We start from the raw sequence: 13,910 nt of genomic DNA on the forward strand, positions 1-13,910 counted from the left end.
GGTACTACTTGCGAATTTAAGCAATTGCTAAAATAAAAAGTTTCTTCTTTTTAAGCTAAAGCGCAGTCTTTGCTTGCATTTCATCACAGTATCTACCGCGAACCAAAGGAAAAGCCCCAGCGCAAAAGCGTAGCTGCTGATGCTCCGCTGCGCTGCGCAACTGCAGCTACGCTTTCGCTACCCACAGGCAAAAGTTGGAGTAGTACTAGAGTAGGAATATAAATTCTTGTTAAGACCTATGTACTGTTGTTAGAACGGTAGTTTCGGAAGCTGCACATTGCTCTTTTGAAGCTAATGACTGCTATACCAGCGGCGGCGGAACCAAAAGGCTACGTTGACCAGGGCAATTAAGGCAGGCACCTCAATTAGCGGCCCGATAACCCCAGCAAAGGCTTGTCCTGAGTTGAGCCCGAACACGCCGATAGCCACGGCAATCGCTAGCTCGAAGTTGTTGCCAGTTGCGGTGAAGGCAATAGACGCATTTTCGGCGTAATCGGCCCCCAGCCACTTACCGGCCGCGAAGCTGAGCACGAACATGATGCCGAAGTACAGGGCTAGCGGCAAGGCAATGCGCAGCACATCTAAGGGAATCCGCACGATGGTTTCGCCTTTCAAGCTAAACATGACCACGATGGTTAACAGCAACGCAATCAAGGTAATCGGGCTAATGGTCGGGATATACACCTGCTCGTACCACTCGTTGCCTTTCAGGCGACGCAGGATAGTGCGCGAGAGAAAGCCCGCCGCGAAGGGAATGCCTAGATAAATGAGCACGCTTTGGGCAATATCCCCGATGCCAATGTTCACGGCGTAGCCTTTCAGCCCAAAGTAGGGCGGGAGTACGGTGATAAACAGCCACGCCAGCACCGAGTAAAACAGCACCTGAAAGAGGGAATTGAGGGCCACCAATCCCGCCGCGTATTCGCGGGAGCCATCGGCTAGGTCGTTCCAGACCAGCACCATCGCAATGCAGCGGGCAATGCCAATGAGAATCAGGCCCATCATGTACTCGGGTTTGTCGGGCAGCAGCCAGATAGCCAGGAAGAACATGAGCAGCGGCCCGAGTATCCAGTTCAGAAACAGCGACAGGCCAATGATGCGCGTGTTCTTAAAGACTGACGGCAGTTGCTCGTACTTGACCTTGGCCAAGGGGGGATACATCATCAAGATAAGACCCAGGGCCAGGGGGACATTCACCGTGCCCACCGAGAAGTAGTTCACCGCGTCATTGATGCCGGGCACCAAGTAGCCCAGGCCCACGCCCAGGGCCATTGCCAGAAATATCCAGAGCGTGAGGCCCCGGTCCAGGCCCGAGAGTTTCTTTTGGGCAACCGCCGCAACGGGCGGCGAGAGGGGAGTAGATTGGTTGAGCGTTGTCATGTAGGGTAAGATTAGGTAATGCCGACCGAGGGGCTACGGCGCTCCATCTGCACCGTATTGCGCCACACGCCGTGGTGCTGGCCGATGCGTTCCCGGTGCCCGATAACCCGGAATCCCGCTTGCGTATGCAGGCCAATACTGGCCGTGTTTTCCTCGAAGGTGCCCGCTTGCAGCGTCCAGATACCGTTGGTTTCGGATGCTTGAATGAGGGCGTGAAGCAGTAGCCGCCCCACGCCTTGCCCGCGCGCTTCAGCGGCCACGTAAATGCTGAGTTCGGCCACGCCCCCGTACACGCAACGGCTCGATACGGGCGAAAGCGCCGCCCAACCCAGCACCGTACCGGCTTCATCCAGGACGACCAAGCGGCTATGGGGTAAGTGGGCTTTGTCCCATGCTTCCCAAGTGGGTGCCTGCGTTTCAAAGGTGGCGTTGCCCGTGGCAATGCCTTGCTCGTAGATGTCGCGTACGGCGGGCCAATGCGTAGCTAGTAGAGGTAGTAGGTTCATCACAGCGAAAAGCCGAAGCAGAAAGGGTTATTTACGATGGAGCAGGTACGCCCCCGCCGCTAGCAGCAACACCCCGGCCAGCTTGCTAAGCGAAAAGCTGTGACGAGGTAGGCTCATCAGCCCGAAATGGTCATACAGCACCGCCGTGAGCAGTTGCCCGGTGACCACTAGGGCGAAGAGGCTGGCTGCACCGACGCGAGGCAGCGAAAAAACAATGGCCGCGATGTAGACCATGCCGAGTGCGCCCCCGGTCCATTCATACCATTTCACCCCGCTCACGTCGGCTAGGGTAGGCAACGGGGACTGCATGGCTAGCAGCACCAGCGCTGCGGTTATGCTCCCGACTACGTAGGAGGCGAGCACGGCCCACATCACGCTGTGCAGCCCACTGCGTAACTGACTGTTGACCGCGGATTGGGTGGTCAGGGCAGCGCCCGCCAATACCAGCACGAGCAGGGGAAGGTATTTCATGGACGGAGGAAAAGGCAACGCGGTCCGTGTGGATGACTAGTAGGCCTTGCGGAGCATGTCGGCGTACTCATTCGGTAAGGGCGACGCTTCCACCGCCTGCGCGGCGTGCTCCACGTCGTAAGCCACCCGCACGAACTCCGAGCGGAGGCTGCTAGCGTCCGTGCGGGTCGTGCTCTGGTCAAGGTGCAGCAGCAGGTAGGCGGCGCGTGGGTCGCCATCCTTGGGCTTGCCCACCGAGCCGATATTGAGCGCGTGCCGGTAACGGGTTTCGCCTTCGTGCTCGTAAGGAATCGCCCGATGGTAGGGCTTATGGGTGTGGCCAAAGAGCAAAATATCCGCCCCTGCCCCTTCCAGCAGGCGCAAAAAGCTGCCTTCGGGAAAGTCCTCGAACAAGTACTGGTTAATGCGGCGCGGCGAGCCGTGGACCATGAGCAGGCTGAGCGTACAGGGTTCGTCCTGAAAGTCCAGGCGCATGTGCTTGGGCAACAGACGCAGATAACGCCGCTCGTCGTCGCCCACTACGGAGTTGGTATAGGCGATGCTTTGCGCGCCCAGGCTCTTGTCGGTGTCTGTCTGGTAGGCACAGCCACAATCGGAGCTGGCCAGGCCAATGCCCTGGTCGTAGTTGCCCGCCAGCGTCGGAATACCCCGCCGCCGCACTTCGTTTACTACCTCGTTAGGCCAAGGGGCATAGCCTACTAGGTCACCCAGGCAGAAAATCATGTCCGGGCGGCGCTGGTCCAAGTCGGCCAGCACGGCTTGCAGTGCGGGGAGGTTGCCGTGTACGTCGGAGAAAAAGGCAATTGTCATCGGAAAGAGAAGAAGGGAAAGTTGGAAAGCAAAACGGCGCAACCCCAGGGGCCGCGCCGTTACCAGAATTTAGCAGCACCCGCCGCCCGGTGTGCAGGCCGCTACTTGCAGTTGGGGCAGCGCAAATTGAGCATTCGGGATACCACAGGCTTCTTGCGCCAAGCAAGCGGTTTGCTTTTGCGTCAGCACAAAGTCTTGACCGTCGAAGGAGAGGCCGAACTTGCCAATAGTTTGCTGCTGGTATTCCACCTCAATGTCCAAATCCTCGTGGCCGAGGATTTTTTCGGATAGCGTCAGAATGTGCAGGAATTTTTGCGGGGCCAGCCGATGGTCATAGTCGCCCGCTTCCCACAGTTGGAAGTTGGCCACGGTTTCGCGGCGCTCGACCCCGCCGCAGTCGATGAAGTGCTTGCTTACCAATCCTACTTCGGTGACGTGGAAGTGAGCCGGGAGGTAGGTGCCATCGGGCAGGCGGAAATTGATAGCTTCCAGTCCGCGCAGGGACTGCTTCAGTTCAGAGATTTTCATGGCAGTGAGGAAGTGAAGGATGGAAATTAGCAGGCGCAGGCATCGGCTGGCCCGCAGGCAGTCGTGGAAGTGGCCTCGATAAAGAAGGCCGTAAATTGTTGGTAGACTTGCTGTAGTAGGGGCGTGTTAAGGCAGTAGCAGACGGTTACCCCCTCGATTTCGCCGCGAATCAGGTCCAGTGCCTTTAACTCTTGCAGGTGCTGAAAGACGGTCGTGCGCGAGAGCGGCAGCTCGGCGGCAATGTCGCCAGAGATGCAGGTTTGCTTGCTGGCCAGCAATTGGATGATGGCGACTCGGGCAGGATGGGATAGGGCTTTGGCTACGCGGGCGAGCTGCTGCTGCTCGTCGGTAAAGGCCGCCGTTTTAGCGTAGGTCATTAGAGGAAGTGGAGAGAGTGTCAGTAGAAGCCGTGGCGGCTAGCAATTGGGCAAAGAGCTTTTCTGCACGCTGATAAGCGCGCTGCTCAGCATCCCGTAGCCGCTGCTCGTCGCCACCACCGGGTAGGCCATTGTACCCCCCTTGCGTTTGTAGGCGCAAACTTTCCAAGACGAGGCATTCGGTGCGTAGCACTCGTTCAAGTACTAGGTGTAGTACTGGATGGACGGAAGAAGGTGAGGTAGAGGCCATACACAAGTAGAACAAAGTAGATGTCGCAAACATACGACATAATGTGACGTATGTTTGCGACATAAGGAAATTATTATTGTACAGAGCAATATAAGCTTGGCGGTAATTTCTATTGCTACTCTAGGTTGCCCTGGCTTAGTGAGCACAAACGCCCCGAGAATGACTTATAAAATCTATCCTTTCGGGACCGACTGAGCAGGAAAGAGAACAAAAGGGAAAAATCACATGATGTGCCATAAAAGATGCAGAAAATACATAAATAATGTTGTAAAAAATGCAACATTAAAACGATTATTTGCGTTTAAATAGTATAAGCAACAAGCAAATAAACAGCCTCTTAGCCATGAAAAACGCTGCCACCTTCGCCCCCCGCACGGATGTTTACGATGTGATAACTAATCGTATTATTGTTGCCCTCGAAAACGGCGTGACCCCTTGGAAAGTTAGTTGGAATGCTGCCCACGGCGCACCACGTAACTATAAAAGCAAGCACGTTTACCAAGGCATCAACGCCTTTCTACTAGGGATGCAGCCCTACGAGCAGCCGTATTACCTGACCTTTAATCAGGCCCGCGAGTTGGGCGGTTGCGTTCGGAAGGGCGAGAAGGGGATGCCAGTAGTTTTCTATAAGACCGGCAAGAAGGAGGACGCGCAGGGCAAGGAGAAGAAGGTAGCCATCTTGCAGTATAGCACCGTCTTTAATATTGCGCAGATTGACGGGGTAGAGTGGAAGTTGCCCGAGCTGCCCAGCCGGGAACATACGCCACTAGAAGCTGCTGAGCAGATACTAGCAGGCTACGTGGGCGGCCCGCGCATCGTGTACGCCGGGAGTGAACCCCACTACCGGACCAGTACCGACACCGTGACCGTGCCCGAGGCCAGCGACTTTCACACGGCCGAGGATTTTTACCTGACCCTGTTTCACGAGTTGGCCCACAGCACTGGCCACAGCAAACGCCTAGACCGGGCCACGCTGACAGAAAAGGCCGCTTTCGGAAGCGAAACCTACGCCAAAGAGGAATTGGTAGCCGAGCTAGCCGCCGCCTTTCTAGGCAACGCAGCGGGCCTTGACTTAGCTACCACCACGGCCGGAAGCGCCAGCTACGTTGCAAGCTGGTTGCAGGCCCTACGTAATGATAAGCGCCTGATTATTTCCGCCGCCAGCCAAGGCCAGAAGGCCGCTAACCTGATTCGGGGGATTGTGCCCAGCTACGAAGCCGGAGAAGCGGAGATACCAGCCGAGTAGGGGAGAGGCCAGCGGTCCGGCCGGAGAAGTCCGGCCGGACCCGGAGCCGCGACAAGAGGAAAAGTGCAATTGCAATAAGGCAGGTTGAGGTGCCAGATAGCAGAACTGCTTTGCAATTGTAAAAAGGTAATTCTCACTTATTGCGGTAGCGTTCTCACCTATTGTGGAAAGAGAACAAAAGGGGAAAAACCACCTTTCGTGCCGAAAAAATATGCAAAAAATACATAAATAAAGGTGTAAAAAATGCAACATTATGCTAGTTAATACGTTTAATAAGTATAAGCAACGCACATAGAAACAGGCTCTTAGCCCTCACGCCTACTGCCATGAAAAGCACCAACCTATACCGCCCCGCTCGTCGTATTCCCGCCGCCCGCTTGGAACGCCTCAGAGCCAGCAATGTCGCCAAGCGTGAGGCCCGCGAAGCTGCCTATCAAGCTGCCGAGCAGGCCCGCCAGCAGCAGCTGACCCCAGCGGCCGAGTGGGAGCCAGCCCCGAGCCTCAAAGCCTTGCCCGGTGGGCTGCATTGGTCGAATCAGGCTCCGGTGCCCGCTATTGGAACTACTGTCACCATCAACCGGGACGGACACCCCGAGCAGGCCAAAGTTGCCGCCTATTGCCACGCCGCAGGCTTTTTGGGACTGGTTACAGAAACCACCCACCACGCCAAGACCGCCAGCCGCAAGAAGCGCAGCCCCCGCGCAAATTGTGTATTCGGTAGTCAGTTGGCCCTTGCCGCATAGGGCCAGCAGCGCCCCTTGCCCAGCAGGGAAAAACCACCTTTTATAAGTCAGGAACCAGCGGGAAAAAGCGGCCTCATTATGACCAAAAAGATGCAAAAAATACATAAATAAAGTTGTAGTTTTTACAACAATAAGCAGGGCAAATACGTTTAGATAGTATAAGCAACGCACACAAAAACAGCCCTTTAGCCATGTCTGACTTTGCCGACTTCCGCACCCAAGCCCGCGCTGCATTTCCCGACCTGAACGTTTCGGTGATGATGTACGACAAGGAAACGGCCACCGGCAGCGGCTTGATATACTACCGGCTGAAAGCGGCCGGAATGAAAATCGGTGCAGCCAGCTTGACCGCCGAGGCCACCAGCCCGGCCGAAGCCATAGCTAGCATGATTCGGCAAGTAGCGCAGGCCCGCCGCGCTACTCGCGCCGCCGCCGATGCAGCGATGCTTGCCCGCAGCCAGCGCCCCGCTTACGCTTAGCCTTTCCCTACCTCTTTCCTTTTTCGCCATGAGCCACGCCACCCGCCTACTGACCCCTGACCAAGCCATAGCCATAGCGCAGGAGAACATTCAAGCCAACCACCATATCACCATCACCGCCTGCTTAGGGCAGGTCGATGTACCGAGCTGCTTTGCGCAGGTCGGCGGGGGAGGGGTAACCAGCAAAGACGGACTGCATTACTCGCAGTGGAGCAATGAGAAGGGAGAGCTGCTAATCATGTTTGCGGGCTTAGGGCTATTCACTTATCAACTCGATTACGACAGGATGCCCGCAGGCTTGCGCCAGTGGCACACGCAGCAGGACGACAACGAGTAGGGCCACCGGCCCCCAGCAGCTAACTACTTTCTTCTCCCTTGAATATTCGCCATGAAAAAGACCCCAGCCCCGACCCCAAAACAGCCCGAAATCAGCCCGCTAGATTGGGTAGGCGACCCGGAGAAATGCCCGAAGTACGTAGGCTTTCCAACCCGGAACGGGCTACCGCCAGTCCTTATTTGGTCGGGCGAGGGACAGGTGCCCGCTATTGGTGCCCGAGTTCATATCTACATGAACAGCTTCGGCCCGGCCGTGGTGAAGGCTTACTTCCACGCTGACGGCTATTTGGGGGTGCTTTGTGCTCCCGAGGTGCTACCCGATTGGTTCCAGCGCCAAAGCCCCGGCGTGACGCTGGTTCACATCTTCGGCCGCGAGTTGGAGCCCTACGGCCCCAAGCCGACCCCCGCCACCGCAGCGGCCCCTGCGCCAGATAAAGAACACCCGTTGGCCGAGTGGGCGGCTGCCATCGACCAGGCGCACGAGGCCAACGACAACAAGCCGGCGATAAACGACCCCGGCGACTGGATACCGGACTACCCCGAAACCGCTAACCCGGACGACAACCAGGACAGCGAGGACTACCCCGAGCACCCGCAGGACGAGCAGCGCGACTAGCCAGCGCCCCCAGCGGCCCAGCCCTTTTTTCCCTTTTGTTCTTTAGCCCCTTGCTATGTTACCCAACCTTCAAGCCATTGAAACCCTAGCGGGCCGCATCACGATTGGTGCCACCGTTCGTAGCACTCGCTACGCCACGGTACAGGGAGCCGTGACCGCCATTTTTTGGAGTGGCTACTTTTACAGCATTGAGGTTGCCGGCCAGCACTCCGACAACGCCGCGAACTACGAGCTGCTTTCAGCGCCGCAGTACCCCGGCTTCAACTATGTAAATCCCAACGCCCAGCAGGTATTAAGCGGTAAGTTTGAAATCATCGTACCGGGCGAGGGAGATAGAATCTACTTCGCGGACACCGCGCAGCAGGCTATTTCATTAGTGGCTGCAACGATTGGCCTACGCGACCAGGAGGCCGAGGTAGCTTATCTGATTCAGCGGGCCGCAGCCGGGCCAGTCAACGAGCTACGTTGGCGCGGGCAAGCAGTGGGCAGCATAGTTGGCCAGCTTGCCTACGTGAGCCACGGCCAGGAGCGCCCCGCCCCCCTCTATCCGGTTGGTACGAAAGTTCGGTTTTATACTGGCCATGAGGCATACACGGTCAGCGGAATAGCCTTGTACAAAGACCGGCTGAATTACGGGCACACGAAGTGGCATTACTTCTACCAGGAGGCCCGCAGCACTCACCACCCCATGAGTGAGGCGCATACCAGCTCAGTAGCCGAAGTTGATTCTGTTGCCGCCTAGTGCTTCTTATGGCAACCCACAGTGAAGAAGTCCGGCGCATACTGTTGTGCGGCCCCCTGCTTTCCAAGCTTCACGAAATCAACGGTTATACTGAGGGAAACGAGCTTATCATTTCCTTACAGGACACCGAGGCTGACCGGGGATTTAAGCGGCCTAAGCCCCCACGCTAATACGCGCCACCTACGCGGAGTGGCAGGCTGAATTTGCCCTTACTCCTAAGCTCCGCGAAAAGCTACTGCCTACGCTCAACCGAGTAGCCCCCCAGCTTGCCGCCTAGTCATTTCTAGCCTTTCCCTAGCCTTTATAGCTCTTTCTCCATGCCATACCCCAGCCAAACCGAGATAGACGCACAAGCCGCCGCCGCAGGCTTTACAGTGGGCGCTTACGTCCACATGAGCACCCGCGACTATACAGTGGCCGCACCTATCCGGGAGTTTTCGTTTTCAGATGGTGAGGTAGTAGCCGTATGGATGAACGGCGCTTGTCGAACCCCGCTGAGCGAGTTACGCCTGAGCACTGGCCACCGCACCCGGCAGCAGTTTCCGGCCGGTTATGAGTTCTTTCTTAAGGTATTGTTAAACAAATAGGGTAAAACCTCCGACTCAGTTCGCGTTCAATGGGTTTTGCCTGCTGGTGGATTTCACCAAATCGCACCGGTGCCAGCAGGCTAACTCGGAGAGGTTCGCGCAGGTCCTGAAGAATATCCCACTCGGCCACGTGAGCAATGCCGATTAACTTTTGTGCCGAACTTTTAACCAAGGCCCACTTTGTGCCAACTGCATTAATTTCAACCCCTATTAGGTTTGGTACGCCGCCATCAGAGCAGTCGCTTAGGAAAAAATCGGCGCATGATTTCCCATACCATATCCTGCTCGGCGCTGTTGCATGTCAGGGATGAGGTATCAAATTCGATTTGCAATTCATTAACTACTAATTTGCTACCGCGAAATAGGATATTACCGTGTTGTACAAATGGCATATTCCGCTTAGGCATATGCATCCTGACACGCCAAACCTGCTGACCCGCGTGTAGAACGGCAAACTGCTCCAGTAACTGCCGCTTCTGCTCGGATGTAACCAGCCGTGCGACGTTATAAATGGACTTTCCACGGGTATTTATCGTCAAGCAATCGGTTAGCGTGAGCATGAGTAAATTTCAAGAGTCGCGATTTTTTGTAATATCGAACAGTAATCAGAGTTTTCCGCGATGTGGAATGATAAAGAAACAAACGTTGACCTGTTAGGACACCAACGTATAGCGCAGACTATCGTGGAAATACTACGAGAGGAAGAACTACGACCGCTTACTATCGGCATACATGGCAGTTGGGGGGCGGGTAAAACTTCTATTCTGTCACTCATCGAGGCGGAGTTAAAGGACGATCCAACAACGCTGTGCCTGACGTTCAACGGGTGGCTTTACCAAGGTTACGACGATACCAAGTCGGCCCTGATGGAAGCCGTGGTGCACGCCTTGCTGAGCCAACGCTCGGTGGGAGCCTCGGCCGTGGCGATGGGCAAGCGCCTCTTCAAGCGCATCAACTGGCTGAAAGCCGCCAAGGTAGCGGGCAGCCTAGCCATGACGGCTGCTTCGGGAATGTCGCCGGCAGCCCTTTTTGGCTTGCCTGGCCTGCTTGCCAGCGCCAAAGACGTGTTTGGCGAGAAGGAAGCTAAACCAACCGGGCCGACCGTTAACGTAACGGTAGAGGCGGAAGAAGAAGAATGGCTGAAACCGGAGCAGGCGACCGTGCCTGCGCAAATACAGGCTTTCCGCGACGAGTTGCAAGCCCTTATCAAGGAAGCCGGCGTAGAGCGCCTAGTCGTGCTGGTGGACGACCTTGACCGGTGCCTGCCCACTTCAGTCATTGACATTCTGGAAGCGGTCAAGCTATTTCTGTTCGTTGAGGGCTCGGCCTTCATCCTGGCCACGGACGAGCAGATGATTGAGTATGCCGTGCGCCGACACTTTCCCGATTTACCGGTGTCGCAGGCCGAGTACACGAAGCACTACCTGGAAAAGCTCATTCAGATTCCGATTCGCGTTCCTTCGCTTAACGCGCTCCAAACGCAGAACTACATCCGATTTTTGCTGTTGCAAAACCACTTGCAGCACGACAAAGCCCGATTGGCCCAAATCTGTACGGCCTTTGAACAGGCCCGCGAAACTCCCTACGACAACAAAGAGCTGACCTACGCCTTTATCACCGAACAGCTTGGCGGCTCTAACCAGGACTTGCGCAACATTCTCAATGTAGCGGAGCAGTTGGGTAGCACCCTAGCCAAGGAACTGCGCGGTAATCCACGCAACGTCAAGCGGTTTTTGAACACCTTATTCCTGCGCCAGCGTGTTGCACGTATCTACGGCCTGGAAGGAAAGGTACAGCTCGACGCGCTGGCTAAGCTCATGCTGCTGGAGCGCTTCCATGCCGAGCAATACGAAGCGGTGGTCGCCGACGTGACAGCGGCCCCGGACGGGCGGTCAGCTACGGTACAGCAACTGGAAGCCACTGAGCCCGAGCCTGTGTCGGACGTTAAGCCGAAGGCAAAAGCGAAGCCCGTTACGCCGGCTTCTACGGCCACGGCAGCTGAGGAAGAACTACGGCATTGGGCGCAGTTTGCGCCCCCCCTGGCAGAAGTGGACTTGCGGCCGTACATTTTCATTTCCCGCGAGCGAGTCCTGAGCTTTCAGCCGGGTGAGGAGATTCCGCCGGCGCTGCTGCCGCTCTATCAGGCGCTGCTAACCGGCGTGCGCCTGCAATTTGTAAAGCACGAGGCGGATGCGAAAGCGCTTACCCCGAGCCAGGCCCGGCTGCTGTTCGAGCAACTTCAGCGGGAAGCCGTGACAACCGGAGACTGGCAGACGGTGCCCAAGGCGGTGGATGGATTGGTATACTTGGTGCAGCAGCAACCATCGCTGGAAGTACCCCTTATAACCATGATGAACAGCGTAGCCGCGAAGGACTTAGGGGTGTGGGTCGGTACCAAGTTCGGCTTTTTCACGACGCTGGACGGAAAAGCGGCCCGCCATACCTTTCTGGTGAATCTACAGCAAGACCCGCAGGTGAACGGGACCTTGAAGAGCCTTCTTTCTCAAACGCAACCCATAGCCTAATTCGTGGGAACCTCTGCTAACCGCCGCGGCCCAAAGCCGTCCATTCCCCTGATTCCCGACTGGATTGAGCCCCTTCCTCCCGAAGAGGACCCGGCAAGTGAGCCGATTAACCCAGAGCAGGTACCGTTCGAGCTAGAAGAAGAACCATCCCTGGTAGACGACCCAGCGGACTCAGCCGAGCCCGCTAACCCGACCCAACCAGCCGGCGAGGAGGTAGCAGAGCCTGCGGTGCCGCTGCCCGCCAACCGCTTCAACACCAGCCAGCGGGGCTTTCAAAAGGCCGTTAAAACCAATGACTTTTCCGGCCTGCGACGCACGGTAAAGAATTACGTGGCGCAGGGCCTGGGCGGGGCACGCACGGGGGCACGGCGTCTCAGTCGCTCGGGCCGCGCTGTGGCCTCCTTTGGGGCAGTACTGGGCGACATTCGCCAGCAAGGGTTGGCGGCTACCCTAACCCGGTTGAACCTGGGCCAATTAGTGGGTCAGCCCGTGGTGACCGTGCTTTCGGCCTTGATGGGTCACGTGTGCGGAGTTTCCGCGCTGCTCGATGATGCCATCACCCGCGAGGCCTATGCCGATACCATTACGCGCGTAGTGGCGGACATGCCTAACCTGGACTTGGAGCACCTGACGGAAGCGCAAGCAGGCGAGATGATGGCCGTGTTCTTGGAGCAGAGCATCGTGCTGCGGCTCATCTGCGACATTGGCCGCTCGCAAACCGTGGCAACGGCTGACCCCGACCGTTCGCTGCGCGTGCAGCAAGAGCTGTATCAGATAGTCAATGGCATGGTACACAGCACCATCTTGCCCGAACTGACCCGGTCAATGGCTGACCCGTCTACTTTAAACCGGGAAATTCAACGCATTTATTCCGTTGCCCTGAACGCCATCCTCAAAGCTAACTAGCGTATCCTATGCCTACCAGTGGAATTGAACTACGCATTGGGGAAGCCGACCCGGGGGCCGGCGCCGACCGCACGCAGTTTGCCAATTTCTATACCTTCGATGTGCAGCGTCCCGGTTCCGGCCAGCCGGCCATCAGCCTGAGCGAATTGCTGGTGGCGTTGCGGCGGGTCAGGCTACAGCCCTCCCCCCTGTGCCTGGACTGGCTGGCAGTGGCCTGCGCGGCCTACGCCGCCGATACGACAGTCGACCGCTACACCAACTCGGATGACGGGTGGACGCGCCAGTTTGAACTGTTCGTGCCGGTGAGCGACGTAGCCCAGTGGGAGGCGCAGGCCGAACTGTTGGCTACAACCCTCAACTTTCTGACCGGCGACCTGTGGAAGCTGACCTTTCGGCCGAGTACGGCCGCTATTGTCGTGGCGCGGCGCAGCATGCAGCCGGTTACGTATCAGACCAATACCGTGTGCTTATTTTCGGGGGGAATGGACAGCTTTTTGGGAGCCATGAAGCTTTTAGACTCCGGGGTTCAGCCCCTGTTGGTCGGGCACGCGAAGAGCAGTGACGTTTCTGATTTTCGGAACCAAGCGGCCGAAGCTCTGCGTGCCCACTACCCCTCCCTACACCTGGAGCTGATCAAGGCCTTCGTACGGGTGCAAAAGCCCCCGCGCACCTACGAAGCGGTAATGGGCGAGAGTACCGAGCGCGGCCGCTCGTTTCTGTTTTTAGCCCTGGGGGCGGCCTGTGCCTCCGCCTTGCCCGGAACGGCCCAGAAAAATTTATGGATTCCGGAAAACGGCTTTATTACCTTGAATTTGCCGCTCTCACCCCTACGGATGGGGGCTTACAGTACCCGCACTACGCACCCCTACTATCTGAAGCTGGTGCAGCAGCTGATGGATAACCTGGGACTCAACACGACGGTGCACAACCCGTTTGAATTTTTCACAAAAGGCGAGATGCTGGCTAACTGCTCTGACCCGGCCTTCGCCGCGAGCGTCAATACCATGTCGTGCAGCCGGCCCGCCACGCGAAATGCCCGGTTAGAGGGCGCAGGAACTCGGCACTGCGGCCGCTGCGTACCCTGCATCATCCGGCGCGCGGCCCTGCACCAGGCAGGCATCCGCGATGACAACGCGCTGCTGCCGGCTGACCGTCGGTATCGCACAGATATCTACCGCGACATCCTGCACGCCTCCACAGCTAAAGCAACTAATAAAGCCGCCAAGGGCGAGAACGTAATGGCTCTCCGGTACATGCTGGCCCGTACGCAAGCCGACCCGCAGTACCTGGCAGCGGCCATCCAATTGACGGGGCCGCTCGCGGACCCGCAGCAATCGCTTGCCGTGTACCAGCGTGGCCTGGCAGAAGTGGCGGCCATTCTGCACCGAGTACGGGTAGTGGAGTAGCT

19 protein-coding genes are annotated in these 13,910 nt (G+C 57.2%); 11 read left to right on the forward strand and 8 right to left on the reverse strand.

Annotation, left to right across the window (positions count from 1 at the left end; translation table 11 throughout):
- Positions 1–291: 291 nt before the first annotated feature.
- The 7 genes from arsB to CHB83_RS22740 all read right to left on the reverse strand — a co-directional run bounded on the left by arsB (position 292) and on the right by CHB83_RS22740 (position 4,322).
- A complete protein-coding gene (arsB, locus tag CHB83_RS22710; RefSeq protein WP_089334424.1) occupies positions 292–1,380 on the reverse strand; it encodes an ACR3 family arsenite efflux transporter in 1,089 nt (362 codons plus the stop codon).
- Between the two features lie 11 nt (positions 1,381–1,391).
- Positions 1,392–1,886, reverse strand: a complete 495-nt coding sequence (locus CHB83_RS22715; protein WP_089334425.1) for a GNAT family N-acetyltransferase — start codon at positions 1,884–1,886, stop codon at positions 1,392–1,394.
- A 27-nt stretch (positions 1,887–1,913) separates the two neighbouring features.
- The gene (locus CHB83_RS22720) at positions 1,914–2,357 is read right to left on the reverse strand and encodes a DMT family transporter (RefSeq protein ID WP_089334426.1); all 444 of its coding nucleotides are present in this window, start codon (positions 2,355–2,357) and stop codon (positions 1,914–1,916) included.
- A 36-nt stretch (positions 2,358–2,393) separates the two neighbouring features.
- On the reverse strand, positions 2,394–3,167 hold the full coding sequence (locus CHB83_RS22725; RefSeq protein ID WP_089334427.1) for a metallophosphoesterase family protein: 774 nt from the start codon (positions 3,165–3,167) through the stop codon (positions 2,394–2,396).
- A 69-nt stretch (positions 3,168–3,236) separates the two neighbouring features.
- Entirely contained in the window at positions 3,237–3,695 is a 459-nt protein-coding gene (locus tag CHB83_RS22730) for a DUF6428 family protein (RefSeq protein WP_089334428.1), read from the reverse strand.
- Between the two features lie 26 nt (positions 3,696–3,721).
- Entirely contained in the window at positions 3,722–4,072 is a 351-nt protein-coding gene (locus CHB83_RS22735; protein WP_089334429.1) for an ArsR/SmtB family transcription factor, read from the reverse strand.
- Positions 4,059–4,322 (reverse strand): hypothetical protein, encoded by a 264-nt coding sequence (locus CHB83_RS22740; RefSeq protein WP_143437259.1) that lies wholly within the window; start codon positions 4,320–4,322, stop codon positions 4,059–4,061. The genes CHB83_RS22735 and CHB83_RS22740 overlap by 14 nt, the downstream gene beginning before the upstream one ends.
- Before the next feature lie 343 nt (positions 4,323–4,665).
- On the opposite strand from CHB83_RS22740, the gene CHB83_RS22745 reads away from it, so the two are divergent.
- The 8 genes from CHB83_RS22745 to CHB83_RS22775 all read left to right on the forward strand — a co-directional run bounded on the left by CHB83_RS22745 (position 4,666) and on the right by CHB83_RS22775 (position 9,071).
- Positions 4,666–5,568: an ArdC family protein gene (locus CHB83_RS22745; RefSeq protein WP_089334431.1), complete on the forward strand. Its 903-nt coding sequence runs from the start codon at positions 4,666–4,668 to the stop codon at positions 5,566–5,568.
- 326 nt (positions 5,569–5,894) lie between these two features.
- Positions 5,895–6,311, forward strand: coding sequence for a hypothetical protein (locus CHB83_RS22750; RefSeq protein WP_089334432.1), 417 nt, complete (start codon positions 5,895–5,897; stop codon positions 6,309–6,311).
- Between the two features lie 191 nt (positions 6,312–6,502).
- Positions 6,503–6,790: a hypothetical protein gene (locus CHB83_RS22755; RefSeq protein ID WP_089334433.1), complete on the forward strand. Its 288-nt coding sequence runs from the start codon at positions 6,503–6,505 to the stop codon at positions 6,788–6,790.
- Between the two features lie 28 nt (positions 6,791–6,818).
- Entirely contained in the window at positions 6,819–7,127 is a 309-nt protein-coding gene (locus tag CHB83_RS22760) for a hypothetical protein (RefSeq protein WP_089334434.1), read from the forward strand.
- A gap of 51 nt (positions 7,128–7,178) precedes the next feature.
- Positions 7,179–7,742 carry a hypothetical protein gene (locus CHB83_RS22765; RefSeq protein ID WP_089334435.1) on the forward strand — a complete coding sequence of 188 codons (564 nt, stop codon included), beginning with the start codon at positions 7,179–7,181 and terminating at the stop codon, positions 7,740–7,742.
- Between the two features lie 55 nt (positions 7,743–7,797).
- Positions 7,798–8,484, forward strand: a complete 687-nt coding sequence (locus CHB83_RS22770) for a hypothetical protein (protein ID WP_089334436.1) — start codon at positions 7,798–7,800, stop codon at positions 8,482–8,484.
- Between the two features lie 8 nt (positions 8,485–8,492).
- Entirely contained in the window at positions 8,493–8,654 is a 162-nt protein-coding gene (locus CHB83_RS23970; RefSeq protein WP_179225618.1) for a hypothetical protein, read from the forward strand.
- A gap of 147 nt (positions 8,655–8,801) precedes the next feature.
- Positions 8,802–9,071 carry a hypothetical protein gene (locus CHB83_RS22775; protein ID WP_089334437.1) on the forward strand — a complete coding sequence of 90 codons (270 nt, stop codon included), beginning with the start codon at positions 8,802–8,804 and terminating at the stop codon, positions 9,069–9,071.
- Positions 9,072–9,301: 230 nt separating this feature from the next.
- Here the strand turns inward: CHB83_RS22775 and CHB83_RS23975 are convergent, their stop codons facing one another.
- Complete coding sequence (locus CHB83_RS23975) at positions 9,302–9,631, reverse strand: hypothetical protein (RefSeq protein ID WP_089334438.1); 330 nt, start codon at positions 9,629–9,631, stop codon at positions 9,302–9,304.
- A 60-nt stretch (positions 9,632–9,691) separates the two neighbouring features.
- On the opposite strand from CHB83_RS23975, the gene qatA reads away from it, so the two are divergent.
- The 3 genes from qatA to qatC are packed head-to-tail and all read left to right on the forward strand — an operon-like array spanning position 9,692 to position 13,908.
- Positions 9,692–11,596: a Qat anti-phage system ATPase QatA gene (gene qatA / locus CHB83_RS22785; protein WP_089334439.1), complete on the forward strand. Its 1,905-nt coding sequence runs from the start codon at positions 9,692–9,694 to the stop codon at positions 11,594–11,596.
- 3 nt (positions 11,597–11,599) lie between these two features.
- On the forward strand, positions 11,600–12,502 hold the full coding sequence (gene qatB / locus CHB83_RS22790) for a Qat anti-phage system associated protein QatB (RefSeq protein ID WP_089334440.1): 903 nt from the start codon (positions 11,600–11,602) through the stop codon (positions 12,500–12,502).
- A gap of 8 nt (positions 12,503–12,510) precedes the next feature.
- Positions 12,511–13,908 carry a Qat anti-phage system QueC-like protein QatC gene (gene qatC / locus CHB83_RS22795; RefSeq protein WP_089334441.1) on the forward strand — a complete coding sequence of 466 codons (1,398 nt, stop codon included), beginning with the start codon at positions 12,511–12,513 and terminating at the stop codon, positions 13,906–13,908.
- The last annotated feature ends 2 nt before the right edge of the window (positions 13,909–13,910 follow it).

The organism is Hymenobacter mucosus (assembly GCF_900188255.1).
Lineage (GTDB): Bacteria > Bacteroidota > Bacteroidia > Cytophagales > Hymenobacteraceae > Hymenobacter > Hymenobacter mucosus.